The sequence below is a fragment of the Leucobacter sp. cx-42 genome (assembly GCF_014529985.1).
GTDB lineage: Bacteria > Actinomycetota > Actinomycetes > Actinomycetales > Microbacteriaceae > Leucobacter.
In genome coordinates, this window is record NZ_JACVMU010000003.1 from 49,735 (window position 1) to 71,636 (window position 21,902).

Sequence of the window (21,902 nt, forward strand, 5' to 3'; positions counted from 1 at the left end):
GTCGTCGGTGACGGTGACACGGTCTGAGAAGTAGGCCAGAGGCGCTGAGCATGGGGGTGCACAGCGCCTCTGGATCACCCTAGGCGTCCGGGAATGCGACGCATGCCGAACGCCACTCCGTGTAGAAATCCCACGTCTCAGGCGAGCACTCCGGAGGGCCGTACTGAGAGAGCTTAGCGCCCATGTGGGGCATATGCGGCCAGGCTCCGACCCCGGGTCGGTTCACGTGCAGCATGCCCGCTTCGAACTGATCCAGGGCATCAAATATGTGCGCCCGGTTCTGCGTGAAGATGGTGCCAGACATGCCGTACTTGACCGAGTTCGAGATCTGCATCGCGTGGTCGAAGCTGTCGACGTCGATGACCGAGAGGACGGGTCCGAAGACCTCTTCCATCGCCAGTTCCGAATCGGGAGCAACATCGGTAATTACGGTCGGCTCAATGAAGTAACCGTTCGCATACTCGCCGTGGGTCAACCGCTCGCCACCGAGCGCGATGGTCGCGCCGTCTGCTTTCGCCTGCTTGATCGCTGCAACGCACGCCTCGAGACGATTCGCATCGACGACCGGGCCGAGCGTGGTTGCTGGCTCGGCAGGGTTGCCGATGTGTACCTGTGAGAGCCGTTCACGCAGCTTCTGTACGAGTTCGGCGCGGATCGAGCGATGCGCGAGCACGCGGCTCGTCGCAGAGCAGCGCTGCCCCGCCTGACCGAAGGCGCCGTGCACGACCGCGTCGGCCGCGTCATCAAGGTTTGCGTCCTCGAGCACGATGAGTGCGTTCTTGCCACCGAGCTCAAGTTGGGTGCGAGCGAGACGTGGCGCTGCCGCCTTCTGAATCGCGAGACCAACACCGAGCGAACCCGTGAACGAGATGCCTCGAACATCGGGATGGTTCGTGAGCGTCTCACCAGCGATACGGTCGCCCTGCAGTAGGTTCAATACGCCGCCTGGAACGCCTGCCTCGTTGAAGATGTCGACGAGGAGCGCGGTGGTGAGCGGAGCAAGCGGCGAGGGCTTAATGATCGAGGTGCAGCCCGAGAGGAGCGCGGGCGCCATCTTCCAGATCGGGATGGCGAGCGGGAAGTTCCACGGGGTGATGAGCGCGACGACACCGACAGGCTTGCGCCAGGTGAGCGCCATGGTACGGCCCTGATCCGCCGGCAATGTAGAACCGGAGATGCGACGGCCCTCACCCGCGGTGTATCGCAGGATGTCGATGCCGCGCTTTGCCTCGGCCTTCGCCTCAGCGAAGGTCTTGCCCTGCTCGCGGGTCACTGCGGCCGCGAGCTCGTCGATCCGCCGTTCCATGACGCCGGCCGCCGCGAAGAGAATCTCGCCGCGAGCGATCGAGCCTAGCTTCTCCCAACCGCGCGCCGCACGCTTTGCAGCATCGATTGCGGCGAACGCGTCGTTTGCGGTCGACTCGGCAAAGTTGCCGATGATGTCGCTCGTGTCGGCCGGGTTGAGGTTCACGAAGGTGCCACCGTCGGAGGCCGCACGCCATGCGCCGTCGATGTAGTTCTTCTGGAACTTCTCTGGCACGTACGCGGCGTCAGTTCGATCAACGTTGATCTGAATATCGAGAAGGTTGTGCATGATGATCACTCCGATGCGGGTCGTTTGTTCCAAGACGGGATGAGGATGATGACTGCGATCGCCGCGGTGGCAGCGAATACGTAGAAGACGGTGACGGTGTCGAAGAACCCGGGCAGCAGGCCGCCGAGGATTGCTCCGACCGAGCCGCAGCCGTTGATGAAGCCAGCGGCACCCGCCGCGTGCTTGCTCGTACCGAAGTCGACTGCGGCGACGCCAGAGATCATGGCGTCAGCGCTGTATGCGGTAAGTCCGACGAGGCCGAGCATGACCGCGACAAGCCAGACCTGGCCGGTCTGTGCCGCGGGCTGCCAGAGCACGAGCGTGATCACGAGCCCGACGAGCGCGATAACTGTTGGTGGCACGCGACGCGACCCGAAGATCGTGTCAGAAGACCAGCCGGCAACAATCGGCGCAACAACACCGGCAAGGCCGAATGTGATCGGGACCATGACGGCAGTCACCGCGTCGAGGGTCGGGATGGCATCGATCACGAGCACCGGACCCCAGAGCAGGACCGCGTAGCGAGCCGGCTTGAGCATGAAGTAGACGATGCCGAGGCGCAACACCATGGAGTCGTTGCGAACGGCCGCGAGGAGATCGCTGAGCTTGAACTTGTTCGCTGGCTTCACCACGGGTACGGGTGAGCGGTCATCACGACGGCGACGTGCGGGCGCACCTTCGTAGGGTTCCTCGAGCCGTGAGAGATCCTCGTCGATGCCGGGGAGGCCAACCTCCTGCGGATTGTTGCGCTGCAGCATCATGAACACAATGAGCGCCACAATAATGACCGCTGCGCCGGTGAAGAATGCCCAGCGCCACGAGTCATACACCGAGTACGCGACCCAGCCCATGACGGGAACCGCGATGAGTCCACCGAACGCGTAGCTTGTCGAGAAGAAGCCCATCGCGCGGCCACGCACCTTGGTCGTAAAGAACGATGCGATGTTCTTGCTGAAGGCTGCCCAGCCGGTTGACTGGCCAAGACCCTGCACGATCATGAGCGGCATAAACAGCCACAGGGCCGGAATGAGCCCCATGAAAAGCGCCGCGATTGCCGAGAGGACCATGCCGCCAATCACAACGACGCGCGTTCCGAAGCGCTCAGCCAATGCTCCCCAAACGAACTGGCCTACCGCGTACGCTGCAAGATACGCCGAGTCGAGAATGCCGAGCGACTCTCTCGACAGCACTCCCTCTTCGAGGATGCCCACCTTCGCGGCCGAGAACGCGTTGCGGGGGAAGTAATAGGCGGCGTATCCGAGCCAAGACAGCAAGAAGATACGCGTCTGCCAGGTGCGAAGCACCTGGCGCTTGGTGCGCTGAGCACCAGAAAAGGTAATAACGCCAGACCAGGGGTTTGCCGCGGTCGGGCGGTCGTTCTTGACCTCGGTGGTGGGCTGAGGCGCAGCATCGTTGCTGGTAGTTGCCTGCTTCTCATCAAGATCCGGTTCTACGGTGTTACACATGCAGATGCTCCTTTGCATCGTTCCGTGCAATCGTGGGGGCCGGCTCACCGGCTCCCACGATCATCCTTGGGTCACACGGTGGCGCCCGCAGCTACTGCCACGTGCGAGGTCACGACCCAGTAGGCGTCATAGTTGTGGAGTACAGCCTTGTCGCCGTCGGGACCTTCGGTTGCCGTCTCGGTGGGAGCCGCAACCGGGCGGTTGATCAGGAATGGAATTCGGTGTTCCCCCAGCCCACCGTGTGACCGGAGGGGCACTTCGAGGTTCGTGAGATCGTGCCACTCTGGGTAGCGACCGATCGCTGCGTTCTTGTCCGAGAGCACCGTGAGGTCGCCCATTCGGTCGAGCGGCATGTCATAGACCTCAGCCGCGATTTCAGAAGGCAGGATCTGCGAGAGGCCAGGGATTCCGACGAGGCCGTCAAGGACCTTCTGCCGATCCGCGCCCTTGGGCAGGTAGACGTTTGCGAACGCGCCCAACGCACCGTGGTGCACGGTGTAGGGATCAGTGATCGGCAGGATGACGCGCGAGCCAGGCTCGCCCTTCGCGATACCGAGGATGCGATCGACCTCGCTCTCGAGGTACACCACGCGTGGGGTGCCGTCGGAGTGGTGCTTCGCCGACATGCCGTGATCAGCGGTGATCGCGACGACTGCGCCGAGCTCATCGAGCTGCGAAGCGTACGTATCGACCATGGCGTAGAAATCGTTTGCGACCTCGGTGCCAGGGGCGTTCTTGTGCTGAATGTAGTCAGTCAGCGTGAGGTACATGACGTCGGGAGCCTGGGTGCGCAGCAGCTCGACACCTGCGGCGAGCGCGAATTCGCTGAGCTCTGCAGAGTAGACGCTCGGAAGGGGCATGCCGGTAAGGCTCATCGCGTCGGCAATGCCGTTGTCCTCAACGGTGACGGTGTCGGCCTTCTCAGCTGAGAAGCAGATACCGCGGTTCTTCGGCTGGACATATTCGCCACTGCCGTGGGGGTCGAGCCCCTCCTGGGTAACGCCACTTGCGAGGAGGCGACGGAGCTTGTCCTTTGCCGTGACGATCGCGACTGAAAGGCCAGCATCTGCAGCTGCAGCGAAGACGGTCGGCGCGCGGAGGAACTTGGGATCGTTCATGAGCACTTCCTCGCCCGTTGCGGGATCGAGGATGTAGTTACCGCAAATGCCGTGAACCGCGGGCGGGTGACCGGTCGCGATCGACATGTTGTTCGGGTTGGTGAGGGTGGGGATCGCGCAGTGCGCCTTCCACGATTCGCCGTGACCGCTTTCGAGCAGGTTCTTCAGCCAGGGCATGCGGCCGGCGGCGATGGCTTCCTCGTGGTAAGCCGGTTCACTGCCGTCGATACAAATCACTACGACCGGGGTACCGTCGTGAACGAATTCACGGCCGTTCACGCTGAAGGTGGTTGTCTGTGCCATGTCCTGCTCCTCGATGTCCAAGGTGGGTTCGGTTGGATTGCATCCACCTTGCCCGCCTCGGTACATCGAGGAGAAGAGCAGCTTTCGATATAGCCCTATAGCCTGGCGCTATGCACCCCGCTTATGGCCACTCATAGCCTCAATGTGAGCCGACGGCTTCGGTACCCTTCGGCGTGAGAATAAACACGGTAACCGCGACAACAGTCATGAGCACGCCGCCAACGAGACCCGCGAGCTGGAGCGAATCAACGAATGCCTCAGCTGCGTGTTCCGCGAGTCCTGGGTTACCGATCTCCTCAGCGATCGCCACGGCCGCACCGAGCGAGTTCTCGGCCTCCACCGCGAGTTCTGCGGGGACGCCCGTAATCGCACCATTGCCGATCATGGTCGCGCGGTAGAGCAGCGCAGAGATACTGCCAAGGATCGCGATACCGAGGGTCGCACCAAGCTCGTAGGACGTTTCTTCCAGCGCGCCAGCGTTGCCGGCTTTGTCTTCTGGCGATCCGCTCATGATCAGTACCGAGGCAATCGAGAGCGCGCCCATACCAACGCCGACGAGTGCGATGCACGCCATCACCATCGTGAGGGTGAGATTATCGGGGCGGATCGCCAGCATGAACATACCCAGCGCCGCAAAGCCGAGCCCGCCAGCGAGCACAGACCTGGTACCGATCAGGCGCGCGAGCGGCGGTGCCGCGAGTGAGGCGAGCGCTGCGGTGATCGCACCCGGGATCATACGCAGTCCTGCCTCGATCGGGCTTGCGCCGTCGACAAGCTGCATCCACTGCGCAATGAGCAGCGAGGATGCGCCCATTGCGAAGGTCGAGCCGAACGCCGCGATGATGCCTGCCGTGAAGGTGCGACTCTCAAACAAGCGAAGGTCGAGCAGTGGCGCGTCGCTCTTCATACTGCGGCGGGCGAACCAGAAGAGTGCCACTGCGGCACCGAGCAGCGCTACCCACGCGAGCGGCACGGCGAAGCTTGCCTGCGCGGTGAAGTCCTTGATGCTCCAGACCAGCAGCACCATACCGACGAACGAGAGGACTGCCGCGAACGCATCCCAGCGGCCGGGGTTCGACACCTTCGACTCTGGCAGCAGAATGATGCCAGCAACCACCGCGATCACCATGAGCGGCGCGTTCACGAGGAACGCAGCGTGCCACGAGAAGTGCTCCAGCAGCAGGCCACCAACGAGCGGACCAATCGCGCCACCAAGACCCGACACCGCGGCCCACACGCTGAGCGCGGTCGCTCGCTCCTTTGCGTCAGTGAAGATCACGCGGATGAGCGAGAGCGTGGTCGGCATAATCATCGCGCCACCAACGCCAAGCAGGGCGCGGATCGCGATCACATGGTTCGCCGTATCGGCGAAAAGCACAAGTACTGACGCCACCGCGAAAATCGCGTAGCCCAGCATGAGCATGCGCTTTCGACCCCAACGGTCGCCGATCGCCGCCATCGACACGAGCAGTCCGGCAAGAACGAGCGAGTAGATGTCAATGATCCAGAGCTGCTGCGTCGCAGTCGGATGGAGCTCGCCTGCCAGTTCGGGCATCGCAATGTTCAGGATCGTCATGTCCATGATGACGACGAAGAGGCTCGCGCTGAGGACGACGAGCGCGCCCCACCGACGTGCGCGCGAAAGCTGAGTCACTTTGGGTTCCTTTTGAGGTGTTGTTCGTGAGGTGTTCTTCGTGCAGTGTGTGTTGGCTAGGAGCCAACTGGTTCGGTCACAGCCGGCTCGGTATCAGCCAGCTCGGTGTCGGAGATTGCGCCGAGGGCGCGGATCACCACACCCATCGCTGCCGTGTCCGGGAATTCGTCGTGCAAGGCGACGTGGACAACGAGCCCGTTGAAGTACTGCTCGAGCGCTCGTGCGGCCGGGGTACTCACGTACTCGCAGAGGATCGCGTTGAAGCGTGCCGACCAGGCAAGCTCGAGTTCGCAGGTCTTCGGGTCGGTAGTCGACGTGGTCACGAGCGCAAGGCTCGAACGGACCACCTGCTGGTCAGAGAGGAAGTCGAGCATGATCTGTGTGCACCCCGCAACGAAGTCGGGGGCTTCCGCGATCGTGCGCTCGATGCCGGTGAGCTCATCATTGAGGTCATCGGCGATGCACTGGAGTGCTGCCTCGCGAAGATCTTCGATCGACGCAAACAGTCTGGTCATCGAGCCAAGGGACTCGTCAGCGCGCGCGGCTACTGCGCGGTGCGTCAGCGAGGCAGAACCGCTCTCGATGGTCATGTCGGCTGCCGCGCGCAGAATGGCCTGACGGCGCGCTTCGGGATCGCGTTTGCGCGGCTTTGTCTCGGTCATGACCACTCCCCCTGGCTTACGTTACAAATGTACCGTTACATTTGTACCATAAACGGCGTTCCTCCCCCAAGCCCACGCCTGCGAAAAGGGGGGTTTCCAACAAGATGAGGCGTTACATGCGCACGAAAGGGCTTGTTTCGGGAGAACGGGCCTGTTTCGCGACGTTGGGGCTGAGCGGGCTGGAGTCGGGTCGGGGGTGTGGAAGAGCTTGAGAGCTGAGGACTGGGGCGTGTTTTGGGACACGAAAAAGGGCCCGTCCGAAAGAACGGGCCCTTTTCACAGGGGTGGTGGGTAACCCGAGGGTCACCCACCCATCCAAGTAAGACTTAGAGAGGGCGGATCGATGCCGCCTGGGGACCCTTGGGGCCCTCTTCGATCTCGAATTCAACCTTCTGGTTCTCTTCGAGGTTACGGTGGCCGAAGCCGATGATTGCACTGTAGTGAGCGAAAACGTCACGCGATCCGTCGTCGGGAGCAATGAAGCCGAAGCCCTTTTCCGAGTTGAACCACTTTACGGTGCCAGTAGCCATGTTATTTCCTTCATTCATGGGTCGAGTTACGACCGGGGGTACCGCAGCGACGGCGTCGCCCCGGAGATTGTGGGCGCAGCTCGACGCAGCGATGACGCATTCAAGGGGAGAACCAACTGCATTGTTAGATCACCCGTGATGCGAAAGAAGCTGAGGCTGTAAGCCTGGCGAGGTACTGCAAAAAGAACTAAAGCCGATCAAGTTGGGCCGCTGAGCGACCAATGAAACAAAAGAGTGCGCGGGCATCTATGACCACGTTCTCACGCGCATGACATCAGAGCCGAACGCTGTATTCAACAGTACATGGGTTAACCCGACAACGCACTGAATTTTTTGTGTGGCGGGCGATACAGAGCCGACTTTGCAGAGAAACGACGCCATCATCTACCGATCCAGGATGCCCGTGACGAGCGCCGCGATCTCGCTTCGCTCGCTGCGAGTCAGCGTCACATGGCCGAACAGACGGTGCCCCTTGAGCTGTTCAATCACCGCAGCAACGCCGTCATGCCGACCAACCCGGAGATTGTCACGCTGCGCAACATCGTGCGTCAGAACCACTCGTGACCCGAGGCCAATTCGGCTCAGCATCGTGAACAGCACGTTCCGCTCGAGCGACTGTGCCTCATCGACGATCACGAAAGCATCGTGCAGCGATCGCCCACGGATGTGCGTGAGCGGCAGCACCTCGATGAGACCGCGCGCTTCAACCTCTGCGAGAACATTTGGCGAAACGATCGCTCCAAGCGTGTCGAATACAGCTTCAGCCCACGGGCCCATCTTTTCGTGTTGATCACCCGGCAGGTACCCAAGCTCCTGCCCACCCACCGCATACAGCGGCCGGAAGACCATGATCTTGCGATGTTCCTGTCGTTCGAGCACGGCTTCAAGCCCCGCCGCGAGCGCGAGCGCCGACTTTCCCGTGCCGGCGCTGCCGCCGAGCGAGACGATCCCAACCGACGAATCGAGCAGCAAGTCAATCGCAAGCCGCTGTTCAGCGCTGCGCCCGGTCACCCCGAACACCTCGCGATCGTCCCGCACGAGGCGCAAAGACTCGGGACCGGTCGTGCGCGCGAGCGCCGATCCGCCCCCTGACGACACAATGACACCGGTGCCGAGTGGCACGTCTGCGATCTCAGTCAGCCCATCGAGCTGGCCTTCAGCCCACAGATCGGCGAGCGGCTGCTCACCAACTTCGATGCTGACGACGCCGGTGTAGGAATCGTCCGTGGCGAGCTCCGCGCGGTATTCCTCTGCGCCAAGTCCGAGGGCGGCCGCTTTGACGCGCATCGGAAGATCCTTGGAGACGACCGTCACGTTCGGCATTTCGCTCGCAAGATTGAGGGCGACCGCGAGGATCCGCGAATCGTTATCCCCCAGGCGCATGCCACTCGGCAGCGCGGTCTCGTTCGAATGATTCAGCTCAACATAGACCGTGCCGCCCTGCTCCCCCACCGGCACCGGAAAATCCAAGCGCACGTGCTGGGCGCGCAACCCGTCCAACAGCCGCAATGCGGTGCGCGCGAAGTACCCGAGCTCGGGATCGTGCCGTTTCTTCTCCAACTCAGAAATCACCACGACCGGAATCACTACGGCGTGTTCGGCAAACCTGAACATGGCGCGCGGATCACTCAGCAGCACCGACGTATCAAGCACGTAGGTGCGCTCAACCTGCGGCAGGGCCTCATGCGAAACGGTGCCAGCGAAATGAGCGGTGCGGTGGGTGCGTGGGAAATCAGTCACGGGGACTCCTTCGAGACGGTTACTTCTCGCAGGGCGGCTATCCCTTTCTCACTGCGGTGAAAGTTCACCGCCCCGACCAGGCACGTTGCCCGATACCGCCAACGGTACGAGCCGAAAGCAGCCCGCAACACCACTGCCAGATGAACGAATGGTGAAGTCTCGACGCCCGCATACCCAGCGCGACCGGGTACCCTTTTACGGGTGAGCCGCATTTTGTTCTTCGAACCACGTATCGCCGGGAATACCGGAAGCACCATCCGATTGGCCGCCGGCACCGGCGACGAACTCCACATCGTGAAGCCGTTGTTCGACTTCGAAGACGCGAAGCTTCGCCGCGCAGGTCTCGACTACCACGACCTCGCAAATGTCACCGTGCACGAGACCCTTGAGGACGCCCTCGAGGTGCTGCTCCCCGCGCGCCTGTTCGCGTTCACCGCGCACACCACCACGCGGTACACCGACGTGCAGTACGAACCGACCGACATTCTCATGTTCGGCCCAGAGCCCACCGGCCTGCCCGTCGAGGTGCTTGAGCACCCGGCAGTGACCGCCCACCTTCGCATTCCCATGCTTGAAGGCAGGCGGTCAATGAACCTCGCCAACTGCGCAGCAATCGCAGCGTACGAGGCGTGGCGCCAGCAGGGCTTCCCCGGCGCGAAGTAAGCGCATGACCGCAGCCGTCGTCGGCGCAGGCCCCAATGGCCTTGCCGCAGCCGTCACCCTCGCCCGCGCAGGCGTCTCGGTCACGGTCTACGAGGCAGCAGAAACCATCGGCGGCGGCACACGCACGTTTGAGATCGTCGAACCAGGTGTGCTGCATGACATGTGCTCCGCGATTCACCCCACAGCGGTGGCCACTGGCTTTTTCAAGGCCTTCGAGCTCGAGAAGCGCATGGAGTTCGTGACGCCCGAAGCGTCGTACGCGAACCCCCTCGACGCAGCAGGCGGAAGCCCTGACAATCGCGCGGCGATCGCATACCGAGATCTCGCTCGCACCGCAGACGAGCTCGGCCGCGATGGCAAGCGATACGCAGATTTTTACGCCCCGCTGCTCAACCGTCTCGACGGCGCGATCGACTTCGCGTTCGGCGGCAGCATGCTGCGCATGCCTCGCGACCTCCTCGCGGCAGCGGCAACCGGCCTGCGCACCTTCGAGCAGGGCACGCCACTCTGGAACCAGCGCTTCACCGAGCCTGCTGCGCCGGCCCTCATCTCCGGCGTCGCCGCACACAGCATTGGCAAAATGCCGAACCTCGCAACCTCAGCGGTCGGCGTCATGCTCGGTGCGCTCGGCCATGCGGACGGCTGGCCAGTCCCGGTTGGCGGCTCCCGCGCCATCACCGACGCCCTCGCGGCCGACCTCGTTGCGCACGGGGGCACGATCCGCACCAATCACGCAGTGAGCGACATTGGCGAGCTTGATAGCTTCGATACCGTGTTCTTCGACACGTCTGCGCGCGGCCTCGCGGAAATCGCCGGGCGACGACTCCCCGCTCGCTACCTGCGCGCGCTGCGCCGCTTCAAGTTTGGCGACGCGGCCACCAAGGTCGATATGGTGCTCGACGGCCCGATTCCGTGGGCTGACGAACGTGTCTCACTCGCGCCGACCGTGCACCTTGGCGGATCGCGCGCCGAGGCCGCCCGCGCAGAGCTCGCGGTGTCCCGCGGTCAGCATCCAGATCGCCCGTACGTGCTGCTCGCGCAGCCGACTGCGTTTGATCCGCGCCGAAATCCTGCCGACGCAAATGCGGTCTGGAGCTACACCCACGTTCCTGCCAATTCCAGTATCGATGTGTCAGAGCGGGTCATCGCGCAGATCGAGCGGTACGCGCCTGGCGTACGGGACCGCATTCGGTCGGTGCACGTGACCACAGCAGCGGATCTCGCGGGCTACAACCGCAACTACGTTGGCGGCGATTTCAGCGCTGGCGCGGTGTCGCTCCCCCAGCTCCTCGCCCGTCCGACGCTTGCTGCGGCGCCGTGGAAGACTCCCGCAAAGGGCGTGTATCTGTGCTCCTCGGCAACGCCTCCTGGGCCTGGGGCGCACGGCCTGTCCGGCTGGTACGCGGCGCTGCGTTCCCTGCGCGATGACTACGGCTTACCCGCACCTGACCTCGGCCTCGCAGCAGGGCCACAGTAAGCTCCTCTCTATGAGTGAAACTCCAGGATCCGGGTACGGCAAGCTCCGCAGGTTGGGCATGGGCAGCTGGTCCGCGATTGGCATCATCCTGCTGGTCCTGGTGATCGCCGCCGGCCTCACGGCGTTGAGCAACATTGTGGTTCCGCTCGTGATCGCGGTCATCCTCGGCACCGTGCTTGAGCCGATCGTGACCTGGCTGACGAAGTACCGCATTCCTCGCACGCTCGCGGCGACGATCGTGCTCTTGCTCGCGTGCGCGGTCACGACCATCCTCACCATCATTCTCGTGCGCGGGTTTGTGCACCAGATTCCGGAAATCTCGCATCAGCTCGCTCGCGGCTGGGTGCAGTTCACCAGTTGGATGCAGACCCTTGACCTTGATTCGAGCTGGCTCGACCAGCTCCGTGCCGCAGGTGACAACCTCATCGGGAAGCTGAGCGGAGGCGCGCTTGGCCTCGTGACGAGTGCGGTCTACGGGACCATCACCCTGGCCCTTGGCGTCTTCTTCGCGATCTACTTCCTGTTCTTCGTCCTGCGTGACGGCCGCATGTTCCCAGCGTGGCTCGCACGGGTGACTGGCCAAGATCAGGCACTCTTCACCGAGATCGACACGCAGGTGCAGCAGTCGCTGCGCGGCTACTTCAGCGGCACCGCAGTCACCGCACTCATCACCGGTCCAATTTTTGTCATTCCCCTGTTGATTCTCGGCATCCCGCTCGTGATCCCGATGATCATTCTGTACTTCGTGCTGTCGTTTATTCCGTTCCTCGGCGCCTGGCTCACTGGTGTCTTCGCGATCCTCATCGCGTTCGGCTACGGCGGCCCCTCGGCCGCGCTCATCGTCGGCCTGGGTCTCCTCATTTCGAACGGCCCGATCCAGAACGTGGTGAGCGCTTGGGCACTCGGCTCGTCGCTCAAGATCCACCCTGTCACTGTGCTCGTAGCGACCATGGCCGGCGGTGTCATCGCTGGCGCACTCGGCATGGTGCTCGGCCCGCCGGTCATGTCGGCACTGCAGCGTTCATACAATGTCGTGCGCGAACACCGCGCGAAGGACACACAGCACACCCCAGCATTGGAGTCAGCATGACCGAGCGCGCCCAGCAAGACGCCGATGCCCGCGGGCTCACGGTTGAGTTTCTTACGCGGGAAACCACCGGCCGCCCCACCCTCGCGGACTTCGACGGCACCCCCGTCGCTAAGAGCGTGGTCGTAAAGCAGGGCGACACCTTTGCGTTCGTCATCGCGCCACTCGCGTCACGGTTCAGCTGGCCGCGCCTGCGCAAGCACCTCGGCGCGAACCGCGTCTCACTGCCAGATGCCGAGGTCGCTTTCGAGGCAACCGGCTACCACCCGGGCACCATCAGCCCGCTCGGCGCGAAGACCCCCTGGCCGGTGTACATCGATGTGCGCCTTGCAGGTACACAGATCATGCTCGGCGCAGGCCAGCCGCAGACGGCAGCGCGCGTGAGCGTTGATGAGTTCGCAGCCGCCTACGACGCTGAGTTCGTCGATTTGGCGGATCCCATCACCGAGTAATCAGTCATCCTTGCGGTGGACTGAATCAATCAACACCGAAAGCTCATCACGGAGCGCCATCAGCTGCTCGACCGGCAATCCCAATCGGTCGACTACGGCCGGCGGCACCGCGAGCGCTTTCTCTCGCAATGCCATGCCAGCGGCAGTCGGCACAAGCGCAAAGGTGCGCTCGTCACCGTCGACTGGCACGCGCTCAATCAGCCCCGACTGTTCGAGCCGCTTAATGAGCGGCGAAAGTGTTGCGGGGTCAAGGTGCAGCATTTCCACGACCTCGCGGAAGCGCAGGGGCGCATCACCCCAGAGCGCAAGCATCACCAGGTACTGCGGGTGCGTCAGCCCGAGCGGCTCGAGAATCGGCCGGTAAATTCCAATGACGCTGCGGCTCGCTACGGAAAGTGCAAAGCACACTTGGCGGTCGAGTTCGAGTGCATCGTCTGGGCTGAGTTCCACCCCGCAATACTACCCTCGTTCGCGCACAAACGAACATGCTATGATTTCGTTTGTGCGCGAACGAAGAAGAAGACTCTGGCATGAAACACCGTGGGACGGCGATCCTGGCTTGGCGCCCTTCCTCCGACGACTGATCTATCAGTTCTCCGGCCCATCGCAGCTGGGCAAGCGTGGCGAGCCAGCGTATGTGCGCCCCGCAAACCCCGCCTGCCCAATCTGCAAATCCCCCATGGATCAGCATCACTTCGATCGCGGCGGTCCGGGCAAGCCAACTCATTTCCGTTGCCCACCTCCGCAAGATCACAGCGAAGAAGCAACAGTCTAGGTATCTCCTGTGAGGTAACCACAGAATTGCTTGCAGGGAATTCCCAGTGGGCATACAGTGCAATTACACCCCCAAAACATACCTTGGGGAGTCCCACAAGAGAGGAAGACCAATGAAGACACCCCTCATCTCCGCAGTAGCTCTTGCAGCAGCGATCCCCCTCCTCCTGACCGGGTGCGGCGCTGATAACACCAGCACCGACGAAGGCACCGGAACGAGCACTGGCACGAACGACACGTCGCCACTTCAGGACGCTGACACCCTCTTCGGGGATCTGCAGAACGCTGGCAGCATCCCCAAGGACTTCCCCGCGACCAAGGACCTTCGCGTCGAGGTAAACGATGACGAGTTCGGAATTGCCTGGAAGGGTGACGCGATGACCAACGGCTGCAAGCCCGGCGACGCAACGCCCAACTCAACCGCGAGCATCCTGCTCATTGCGGACGGCGCACTGACCGATGTTCAGCAGTGCGGTGACGTCTGGCAGGCCACCCAGGCAGACGGTTCACACGTAGCCTGGAACTAACGGCGCGAATAGGTAACTAGCAAAAGCCCCCGGGGTTGCAGATCGCAACCACGGGGGCTTTCACTATGGGCGGATCGATCCGCCCCACAACTATTCAGCGGAGGGTAGGCCGCAGACCTTATCGAACGCCCAGGTATAGACGACGGTGAAGACAAGGAAGAAGACAAGCAGGCTGGACTCGATAGCGAGCGCTTCGAGCAAGCTCACGCCAAGGGTGATGGCAACGAGCGGAATAGTAAAGATGAGCACGCCACCTTCATAGCCGAATGCGTGGATCGCACGCATGAGTGGGCCGCGGTGGGTGACTCCGGAACGACGTTCGATGAATTCGAAGATCATGTTCCAGACATAGTTCCAGCCGGTCGCGGTGAGCGTCAACAGCACCGCGGTCAGGGTTGAGTTGGCTCCGCCATGACCAAGAAGCATGCCCAGCACGAAGATCGTGAAGAGCAGACTGAATCCTTCGTACCCGATGACGAACACCACGCGGCGCAGCACGGGGGAACCCCCGAAGAAGCGCGCGGGCTTTACGCCAGCGGAAGCAGCTGGGAGCGAAATGCCCCCGGTGATTGCGGCAATCGGACCGGTCACTGCTGCAGAAAGAATCTCGGCCGGAATGGCATGAGCATTGGACGGGGGTGTGGTCTGCGAGGGCAAACCGGGGGTGTGGCCTGGGGCGGTCACGAGTATCACTCCAAATGACGCAACGCCACGTGGGAGGCAACCGTTGCCCCTCTTTTTCACGTATACGTTGGTGAATTCATTATATGGGTACTGATTCAGTAGTCAATTTCTAATTTGGCGACTGAAATCGAAGCGTTACTCTTTCCCCAGACCACCTCAGGTCAGGCGCTCCCGGCTACTCCCACCTGCCGCAACTCTCTGCGCCGTCGTTTCGCCAGGATCCGCGCCCCCACAAGACCGTGCCGCGGGCTGAACAGGTATACCAACCCAAACGCCACTCCCTGCGCAAGCACCACCATGCCGCCGGACGCCGTGTCGAGGTAGTAGCTCACGTACAGCCCCACCACCGCACACACCGCAGAAATGAGCGGCGCAAGGATGAGCATCCGCCCGAAACGGTCGGTCAGCAGATAGGCCGTCGCGCCGGGAATGATCAGCATCGCGACCACCAACACCACGCCAACCGCCTGCAACGCAACCACCGATGTGACCGCAAGCAGCCCCAATAGCACCGCACCAAGCACACGCGGATTCAACCCAATTGCATACGCGTGCGTTGGATCAAACGCATACAGCGTGAAATCACGTCGCTTCACCACGAGCACCACAAGCGCGAGCACACCAAGCACAAGAATCTGCACGAGATCCTGACTCGATACTCCGAGGAGGTTGCCAAAGATGATGTGGTTCAGGTCAGTACTCGACGGGGTTACAGAGATCAACACCAGGCCGAGCGCAAAGAGCGTCGTGAACACGATCCCGATCGCCGCATCTTCCTTCACCCGACTCGTGCCACGCACCGCGCCAATCAGCCCCACTGCGATGAACCCAAACACCACAGCACCAATCGCGAACGGTACGCCAGCAATGTAGGCAAGCACGACCCCAGGCAGCACCGCATGCGACACAGCATCACCCATGAGCGACCAGCCGATCAGCACCAGCCAGCACGAAAGCACCGCACACACCACTGACGCAATGAGCGTTGTCGCCAGCGCCCGCACCATGAAGTCATACCCAAAAGGTTCAGACAAGAAATCGATCACACTCATTCGCCAGCTCCTCGCTGCATGACATCCAGCCCAAACGCCCGCGCCAACTGCTCGGGACGCAATACCTCTTCCGGGGCCCCATGCATGAGGACCTTGCGCATGAGCAGCAACGCCTCGTCCGCAAGCTCTGGAAGCGCATGCAAATCATGGGTCGACACGAGGACGGTCACGCCCTCGGCAGCGAGTTCCCGGAGCAGCCGCGTCATGGTGGCTTCCGACCGCTTGTCGACACCCGCAAACGGTTCATCCAGCAACAGGACCTTCGCCTCCTGCGCGATTCCACGAGCGACAAACGCGCGCTTCTTCTGTCCGCCAGAGAGCTGCCCGATCTGCCGATCCGCCAACTCGGTAAGCTCCACTCGCTCCAGCGCATGCGCGACCGCAGCGCGATCAGCCGGTCGAGGCCGTCGCGTCACGCCCATCTTTCCGTACCGGCCAGTCATCACAACGTCTCGCACCGAGAGCGGGAACTCCCAGTCGACCGCTTCGCTTTGGGGCACGTACCCAACAACACCGCGCTTCCGAGCCTTTGCCGGTGATTCACCATGAATGAGCACTTCGCCAGCATCGGGTCGCACGATTCCCATGATCGTCTTAAACAGCGTCGACTTTCCCGACCCGTTCATACCGATAAGCCCACACACGCGACCCGGCTGAATCTCGAGCGCAGCCCTATCGAGCGCGAGTACCTCACCGTAATGCACGGTGACCCCCGAGACTGCAATGGCTGCGGCGCTCACTTGCTTGTTCCCGTCAGGGCCGCAGCGATGGTGTTCGCGTCGTGTCGAATCATGTCAAGGTACGTGGGCACGGGACCCGAGGCTTCAGAAAGCGAATCCACATACAAGACACCGCCAAACTCTGCCGCTGTTGCCTCAACGACTCGCTGCATGGGCGCGGCTGAAACTGTCGATTCGCAGAAGACCGCTGGGACGTCATTCTCACGAACAAACTCAATAGTTGCAGCGATCTGGCGCGGGGTTGCCTGCTGCTCAGCGTTCACCGCCCAAATGTATTGCTCAGCGAGTCCAGCATCGCGCGCAAGATACGAGAATGCCCCCTCGCAGGTCACAAGCGCACGCTGCTCCTCGGGCAACGGCGCGAGCGCAGCAACCAGGTCATCTTGCACGCCCTGCAGCTCTTCCTTGTAGGCCGCAGCGTTCGCCGCATACTCCGACGCGTGAGCCGGGTCGAGTTCCGAGAACGCCGCAACCATGTTATCCACATACACCTGCACGTTGGTCGGACTCATCCACGCGTGGGGGTTCGGCATGCCAGCATACGCATCTTCACGAATGTCGATCTCATCGATCCCTTCGCTCACTACCGCGTGCGGTACGTCGATACCTGACACAAACTGCTCGAACCAGGCTTCGAGATTCATACCGTTGTCGAGAATGAGATCCGCCTCCGCCGCCCGCCGAATGTCACCGGGGGTGGGTTCATACCCATGAATTTCGGCACCCACCTTCGTAATCGACTCAACCCGAAGATGCTCGCCCGCAACGTTCTCTGCAACGTCTGCAAGCACCGTGAAGGTGGTCAAGACGACTGGACGATCATCACCATCGCTGCCAGCGCCAGCACCAGCGGCATCGATGTTTGCGCACGCGGTCACCCCACCAACGAGCAATGCGAGTACGCAGCCCACACCCGCTAATCGACGCCCACGGCTCAGGTGACGGTTTTGGCTTTGGCCCTGGTTCCGGTTTCGGCTTCTGAACATCACTTCACTGCCCTCATTCACTCAGCAAGCTCACTCAAATTGGAATCTGTTCGAGCATGCACCCAATCAACATCAACACACGCAACACTAATGTTCGACGTGTCGAACTTGCAAGTCAACAGTCTCGTATTTCTGCAAAACGAGAATGCACACGGCGTCTGGTGCTACCGATTTCACTGACACACAGGGACACCACGTAGCCCGAGCCAAGTGGCGAGGTCGCCCGCTGCACCGCGCCCGCAGTTGTCAATACAGGCCTCACTAGAGCTGAATATCAAGCGCTGTCTATACAACTGAACGCGAGGTAACGCGCCCGCGAAAGCTTGGTGCTCACCCGGCGTTTTCGCTTTTCGGCACGCTTTTCTCTTCACACTGGGCTACGTCGCGGCACCTTCGCCGCGGTCACCAACTTCAACATTTTGGAGCAGTACATCGTGCGGAAAAAGACGGTAGCCGCGTCACTCGGCGCATTCGCATTGGGCGTCTCTGGCGTTTGTGCAGGCATCGCCCCTGCAGCCATTGCGGCCGAAACCACCGAGCCCAAGACCAAGACGCTTGTCATCGGCATCGACGGCGCCTCATTCGATGTGATGGCAAACGCAAATATGCCCAACGTGCAGGCGCTGCAGGCCGCTGGCCTCACCTCACCGAGCAACCTTGCAGGCAGCCCACTTGGTCCGACCGTTTCGGGTGTGGCATGGTCTTCCATCGCCACGGGCGTGTGGCCAAACAAGCACAACGTCTACGACAACAACTTCACCGCGCCGAACTACGCGCAGTACCCTGACTATCTCACTCGCACCGAGGCTGCGGCAGCTGACCGCAACAGCCTCGTCGTCGGAACCTGGGGTCCGATCTCCAAGACCATCTTCGGTGCTGCGGTCGATGAACGCGTTGCTGGCGGAAACGATGCCGGCACCACCGCTGCCGTTGTGGATCGCCTCACCACCGGCAACCCTGACGACATCTTCGTGCACCTCGACGAGGTGGACGGCGCCGGCCACAGCACCGGGTCCAGCTCGCAGGCATACGTCACCGCGATGGAGCGCGCAGACGCACAGATCGGTGAGATGGTGCGCGCTGTCGAGGCACGCTCGACCTACGCCCAGGAGGACTGGCTCATTGTGGTCACCTCAGATCACGGCCACACTCCCACTGGCGGCCATGGCGGATCGTCGAAGCTCGAACGAAAGACCTTCGTCATCGCGAAGGGCGCCGAATTTGCGGCAGGCTCCTGGCGAGACGACGTCAAGATTACCGACATCGCCCCGACGGTGCTTGCACACAACGGCATCACCGCTGACACCGCATGGGAACTCGATGGCCTGAACGTTGATGACATCGTCCCCGACGACTTCGACTCGCTCCGCCCGATTCTGCAGCCCGCAGTTCAGGAGAAGGGTCCCGGCGATCTGCTCGGCTGGACCTCGCAGGCACCCGAAGGTTGGACTGTTGACAACTCGAAGATGCCTACCGGCGGCGCTCCTGAGTACAGCGGTTGGACGTTCATGACCGACGATTTCTTCTCAAACACTGAGCTCGGCCAGTTCCGTGAAAACAACGTGTTCTCGCGCAACGTCTTCGCCGTCGCTGACTCTGACGAGTGGGACGACGTCAACCCGAAGAGCGGCCGCAACTTCAACTCGACACTGCAGACTCCGGCCTATGAACTCAACGGCGCAGACACCGTTGACCTCTCGTTCGTCTCCGACTACGCCGTAGACGGCCCGCAGGGCGCGGCGGTCTGGCTGCACTTCGATGCTGAGTCTGGCATTCCCCGCCAGAAGCTCATCGAGTACCCCTCGGATGGCACCCGCGAGAACCCCGTCAACAAGATCGAGAACGAGACCATTTCGCTCCCCCGCGATGCTGATGGCAAGCTCCCGAAGACCATGAGCGTGCACTTCTCGTACGATGGCGTGAACAGCGCGTGGTGGGCAATCGACCAGGTGCGCGTGACGCAGCCGGATGCGCCAGTCACGCCCGAGCCCGAGCCGGAGCCGGAGCCGGAGACCCCTGGCCCCGAGACTCCCGGCACCGAAACGCCTGGTAACGGCAACAACACCGACGGCGGAACCGGCGGCGCTGGCAGCGGATCAGCACAGAACGATGCCAAGCCCGGCGCAGGCTCAACTGACGCGTCACTTGCAAACACTGGCTCAGACGCGGTCTCGGGCTGGATCATTGGCGGATCCATCACGGCTCTGCTCGCGGGTGCTGGTGCGCTGATCGCGCAGCGGATCCGCCGAACCAACGTGGACGGCTAACACCGCTACCAGCCTCACCGCCGGTAGTAAAAAGTGCCTTCGGGAAGACCAACCCCTGGGTTTCGGTCTTCCCGAAGGCACTATTTCTGACGGAAGCGAAGTTGGGAGCTCGCCCCGGAGACCAAGCCGTGACTCCCCGAAGTGCGCATCGCAGACTACGATCCTTGTCATGGGCAACTCACAGCACGGCGAGCACGGAAACCACGGCGAGCACGGAAACCACTCCGAAGCGCCGCCGCAGGGCACAAAAGAGGAGCGCGTGCTGCAAATCCACTGGGTCGCGCAGTCAGATCGTCCCGCCCCAGTCGCCGCGGCCACACCTGCCGAAGCGCTCGAGCTGCTGAGCGCGGGAAGCCGGGCGTTCGGCTCGCTCGGTTCACGCGGCGGCGTCATCAAGATGCACCTCGATCCCGAAGCGTTCGGCTTCGTGAATACCTCCGATGACGACGGCATTCTCAACCAAGAGCCGTTTGCGGCAGTGCTCAGCTGCTCCGATGCGCGCGTCCCCATCGAGATCGCGCTTGGCCGCGGCGCGAACGATCTGTTCGTCGTCCGGGTCGCTGGCAATGTCCCAGGAGCGGCGTGCCTCGGCAGCCTCCACTACGCATCTGAGCACTTGTCGCGTGTGCAGCTCTTCTCCGTCATCGGTCATTCGCAGTGCGGCGCCGTCACAGCTGCGGTCGACGCCCTCCTCAGCCCTGACATGTACTTGCCAATCGCCCAGCTCGCTCCGCTGCGCGAGATCGTCGACTCGATCTTCGGCAGCGTGCGGCTCGCGGCGTACGCAATTCAGCAGGTGACGGGGAACGCCACCTTCCTGTCCGCGGCACACTCCCCCGAGCTGCGCGAAGTCCTCATTGCAGTGAGCGCAGTCGCCAACTCGGCGCTCGGCGCAAACGTCGTCGCCCGTAACCTCGGCCGAGACGCCGCATATGGCGTCTACGATCTCGCTGAGCGCACAATCGGGTCCATGCGAGCAGGCGGCTGGGAGTCTGGCCTCCGGATGGCACCGATGACCGACGCGGAGCTTTCGGCGGTTATTCGCGAAGCGGCCGAGGGACACCTCGCTGCCGCTGGTTTGGCTTGATCCGCGCGTCAGACCCCTCGCGCATCTCCAGACAGGGAAAAGTTGGGGCCGGCCGCCGCTACGGAGTGATCCGCCCCTGCGACTGTGCGTACTTGATGCCGAGCTCAAACCTCGAGCCAACGCCAGCCGCAAGCATTGCGTCTGCAACACGGCGGCTTACGGTGCGCATGGAAAGCCCAAGGGCTTCCGCGATCCGCGCATCGGTCCAGCCGAGCGACATCAGGCTGAGAACGTCTGCGGCGCCGCGGGCATACGAGTCCCAGAGAATGCCAGACGACCAGTGGTCGTCAAACACGCGCTGCAGGGGCGCGACGATCGAGGTGCGCCGGGTGAGGAAGTAGCTCTCCTCCGAAGAATCTCCCTCGTCGGTCGACAGCACCGCGGCTGCGCCGTTGTACACCGCAAACAAGAACGGCGAGGAGCGCACACGCACCTCGATGCCGAGTGCGGTGACGTACTCCGCGAGCGTATTGAGCGTGCCGTCCGCATCGCGCGGTGGCAGGATCAGTCGCAGCTTGAATCGGCCGCTCGCGAGGATGCTCTGGATGAGCTCTGGCTGCATATCGTTCATCCAGTTGTGCTCGTCAAACTCCGGCAGATCTGGGATCACGAGGTCCATGTTGAGCTGGCCCTCTTGGTTCTCCACGAGCAGGTTGAACCAGTGCTGCCAGAACCCAGCCTGACCGTACAGTACCTGTTCACCGGAGGTAAGTTCCTCGGCATGCAGCCAGGCCTCGTAGTAGGAAAGCAGCAGCTGCAACGACTCCGCAGGGAAGTCAACCTTGCCGTATTCTGGCCGCTGCAGAATGAAGAATTCGTCCTGCAGGTACCCAAGCCCTGCCTCAATTAGCCCGTCAACGATGCCGCGCAGGCGAGCATCTTCCGGGTAGCGGCGCAGGCCAAGGCGCCCAATTTCTTCATAATCCCGGTGCAGCTGGGCCGGGAGAAACTGCATTTCATCCACGGAGAAAAATTAACACATGTGTAGCAACGGAATTACGTAACGGCCGAAGAATTCTCCGGCCGTTACGTAATCGCC

General features: G+C 62.2%; 20 protein-coding genes. 7 read left to right on the forward strand and 13 right to left on the reverse strand.

The features are described from left to right. Window positions 1-79 precede the first annotated feature (79 nt). The 7 genes from ICM05_RS03655 to ICM05_RS03685 all read right to left on the reverse strand — a co-directional run bounded on the left by ICM05_RS03655 (window position 80) and on the right by ICM05_RS03685 (window position 9,004). Complete coding sequence (locus ICM05_RS03655) at window positions 80-1,594, reverse strand: aldehyde dehydrogenase (protein ID WP_188023233.1); 1,515 nt, start codon at window positions 1,592-1,594, stop codon at window positions 80-82. Between the two features lie 5 nt (window positions 1,595-1,599). Next, on the reverse strand, window positions 1,600-3,060 hold the full coding sequence (locus ICM05_RS03660) for an MFS transporter (protein ID WP_188023234.1): 1,461 nt from the start codon (window positions 3,058-3,060) through the stop codon (window positions 1,600-1,602). A gap of 71 nt (window positions 3,061-3,131) precedes the next feature. Beyond that, a complete protein-coding gene (phnA, locus tag ICM05_RS03665; protein ID WP_188023235.1) occupies window positions 3,132-4,481 on the reverse strand; it encodes a phosphonoacetate hydrolase in 1,350 nt (449 codons plus the stop codon). Between the two features lie 139 nt (window positions 4,482-4,620). Continuing rightward, window positions 4,621-6,135, reverse strand: a complete 1,515-nt coding sequence (locus ICM05_RS03670; protein ID WP_353055813.1) for an MFS transporter — start codon at window positions 6,133-6,135, stop codon at window positions 4,621-4,623. A gap of 56 nt (window positions 6,136-6,191) precedes the next feature. After that, window positions 6,192-6,797, reverse strand: coding sequence for a TetR/AcrR family transcriptional regulator (locus ICM05_RS03675; RefSeq protein ID WP_188023236.1), 606 nt, complete (start codon window positions 6,795-6,797; stop codon window positions 6,192-6,194). Between the two features lie 326 nt (window positions 6,798-7,123). Beyond that, window positions 7,124-7,327 carry a cold-shock protein gene (locus ICM05_RS03680; protein WP_188023237.1) on the reverse strand — a complete coding sequence of 68 codons (204 nt, stop codon included), beginning with the start codon at window positions 7,325-7,327 and terminating at the stop codon, window positions 7,124-7,126. A 384-nt stretch (window positions 7,328-7,711) separates the two neighbouring features. Then, window positions 7,712-9,004 carry a PhoH family protein gene (locus ICM05_RS03685; RefSeq protein ID WP_251364502.1) on the reverse strand — a complete coding sequence of 431 codons (1,293 nt, stop codon included), beginning with the start codon at window positions 9,002-9,004 and terminating at the stop codon, window positions 7,712-7,714. Between the two features lie 264 nt (window positions 9,005-9,268). On the opposite strand from ICM05_RS03685, the gene ICM05_RS03690 reads away from it, so the two are divergent. The 4 genes from ICM05_RS03690 to ICM05_RS03705 are packed head-to-tail and all read left to right on the forward strand — an operon-like array spanning window position 9,269 to window position 12,746. Beyond that, on the forward strand, window positions 9,269-9,730 hold the full coding sequence (locus tag ICM05_RS03690) for a tRNA (cytidine(34)-2'-O)-methyltransferase (protein ID WP_188023239.1): 462 nt from the start codon (window positions 9,269-9,271) through the stop codon (window positions 9,728-9,730). Window positions 9,731-9,734: 4 nt separating this feature from the next. Beyond that, window positions 9,735-11,207, forward strand: a complete 1,473-nt coding sequence (locus tag ICM05_RS03695; protein ID WP_188023240.1) for an NAD(P)/FAD-dependent oxidoreductase — start codon at window positions 9,735-9,737, stop codon at window positions 11,205-11,207. Window positions 11,208-11,217: 10 nt separating this feature from the next. Next, window positions 11,218-12,297: an AI-2E family transporter gene (locus tag ICM05_RS03700; protein WP_188023241.1), complete on the forward strand. Its 1,080-nt coding sequence runs from the start codon at window positions 11,218-11,220 to the stop codon at window positions 12,295-12,297. Next, window positions 12,294-12,746 (forward strand): aminoacyl-tRNA deacylase, encoded by a 453-nt coding sequence (locus ICM05_RS03705; protein WP_188023242.1) that lies wholly within the window; start codon window positions 12,294-12,296, stop codon window positions 12,744-12,746. Before ICM05_RS03700 ends, ICM05_RS03705 begins: the two co-directional genes overlap by 4 nt. Here ICM05_RS03705 and ICM05_RS03710 read toward each other — a convergent pair whose 3' ends face one another. Then, window positions 12,747-13,196 (reverse strand): MarR family transcriptional regulator, encoded by a 450-nt coding sequence (locus tag ICM05_RS03710; protein ID WP_188023243.1) that lies wholly within the window; start codon window positions 13,194-13,196, stop codon window positions 12,747-12,749. 437 nt (window positions 13,197-13,633) lie between these two features. Here ICM05_RS03710 and ICM05_RS03715 point away from each other — a divergent pair, with 437 nt between their 5' ends. Beyond that, the gene (locus tag ICM05_RS03715) at window positions 13,634-14,047 is read left to right on the forward strand and encodes a hypothetical protein (protein WP_188023244.1); all 414 of its coding nucleotides are present in this window, start codon (window positions 13,634-13,636) and stop codon (window positions 14,045-14,047) included. A gap of 90 nt (window positions 14,048-14,137) precedes the next feature. Here the strand turns inward: ICM05_RS03715 and ICM05_RS03720 are convergent, their stop codons facing one another. The 4 genes from ICM05_RS03720 to ICM05_RS03735 form a co-directional block, all read right to left on the reverse strand. Then, window positions 14,138-14,731, reverse strand: a complete 594-nt coding sequence (locus ICM05_RS03720; RefSeq protein ID WP_188023245.1) for a PACE efflux transporter — start codon at window positions 14,729-14,731, stop codon at window positions 14,138-14,140. 161 nt (window positions 14,732-14,892) lie between these two features. After that, on the reverse strand, window positions 14,893-15,783 hold the full coding sequence (locus tag ICM05_RS03725) for a metal ABC transporter permease (RefSeq protein ID WP_188023246.1): 891 nt from the start codon (window positions 15,781-15,783) through the stop codon (window positions 14,893-14,895). Further along, entirely contained in the window at window positions 15,780-16,523 is a 744-nt protein-coding gene (locus ICM05_RS03730) for a metal ABC transporter ATP-binding protein (RefSeq protein WP_188023247.1), read from the reverse strand. Before ICM05_RS03730 ends, ICM05_RS03725 begins: the two co-directional genes overlap by 4 nt. After that, window positions 16,520-17,509 (reverse strand): metal ABC transporter substrate-binding protein, encoded by a 990-nt coding sequence (locus ICM05_RS03735; RefSeq protein WP_188023248.1) that lies wholly within the window; start codon window positions 17,507-17,509, stop codon window positions 16,520-16,522. The genes ICM05_RS03730 and ICM05_RS03735 overlap by 4 nt, the downstream gene beginning before the upstream one ends. A 434-nt stretch (window positions 17,510-17,943) precedes the next feature. Here ICM05_RS03735 and ICM05_RS03740 point away from each other — a divergent pair, with 434 nt between their 5' ends. Together ICM05_RS03740 and ICM05_RS03745 are read left to right on the forward strand one after the other, a co-directional pair. Continuing rightward, entirely contained in the window at window positions 17,944-19,776 is a 1,833-nt protein-coding gene (locus ICM05_RS03740; protein ID WP_188023249.1) for an alkaline phosphatase family protein, read from the forward strand. 169 nt (window positions 19,777-19,945) lie between these two features. After that, window positions 19,946-20,863: a carbonic anhydrase gene (locus ICM05_RS03745; protein WP_215401734.1), complete on the forward strand. Its 918-nt coding sequence runs from the start codon at window positions 19,946-19,948 to the stop codon at window positions 20,861-20,863. 58 nt (window positions 20,864-20,921) lie between these two features. Here ICM05_RS03745 and ICM05_RS03750 read toward each other — a convergent pair whose 3' ends face one another. Further along, window positions 20,922-21,827, reverse strand: coding sequence for a hypothetical protein (locus ICM05_RS03750; protein ID WP_188023250.1), 906 nt, complete (start codon window positions 21,825-21,827; stop codon window positions 20,922-20,924). Between the last annotated feature and the right edge of the window lie 75 nt (window positions 21,828-21,902).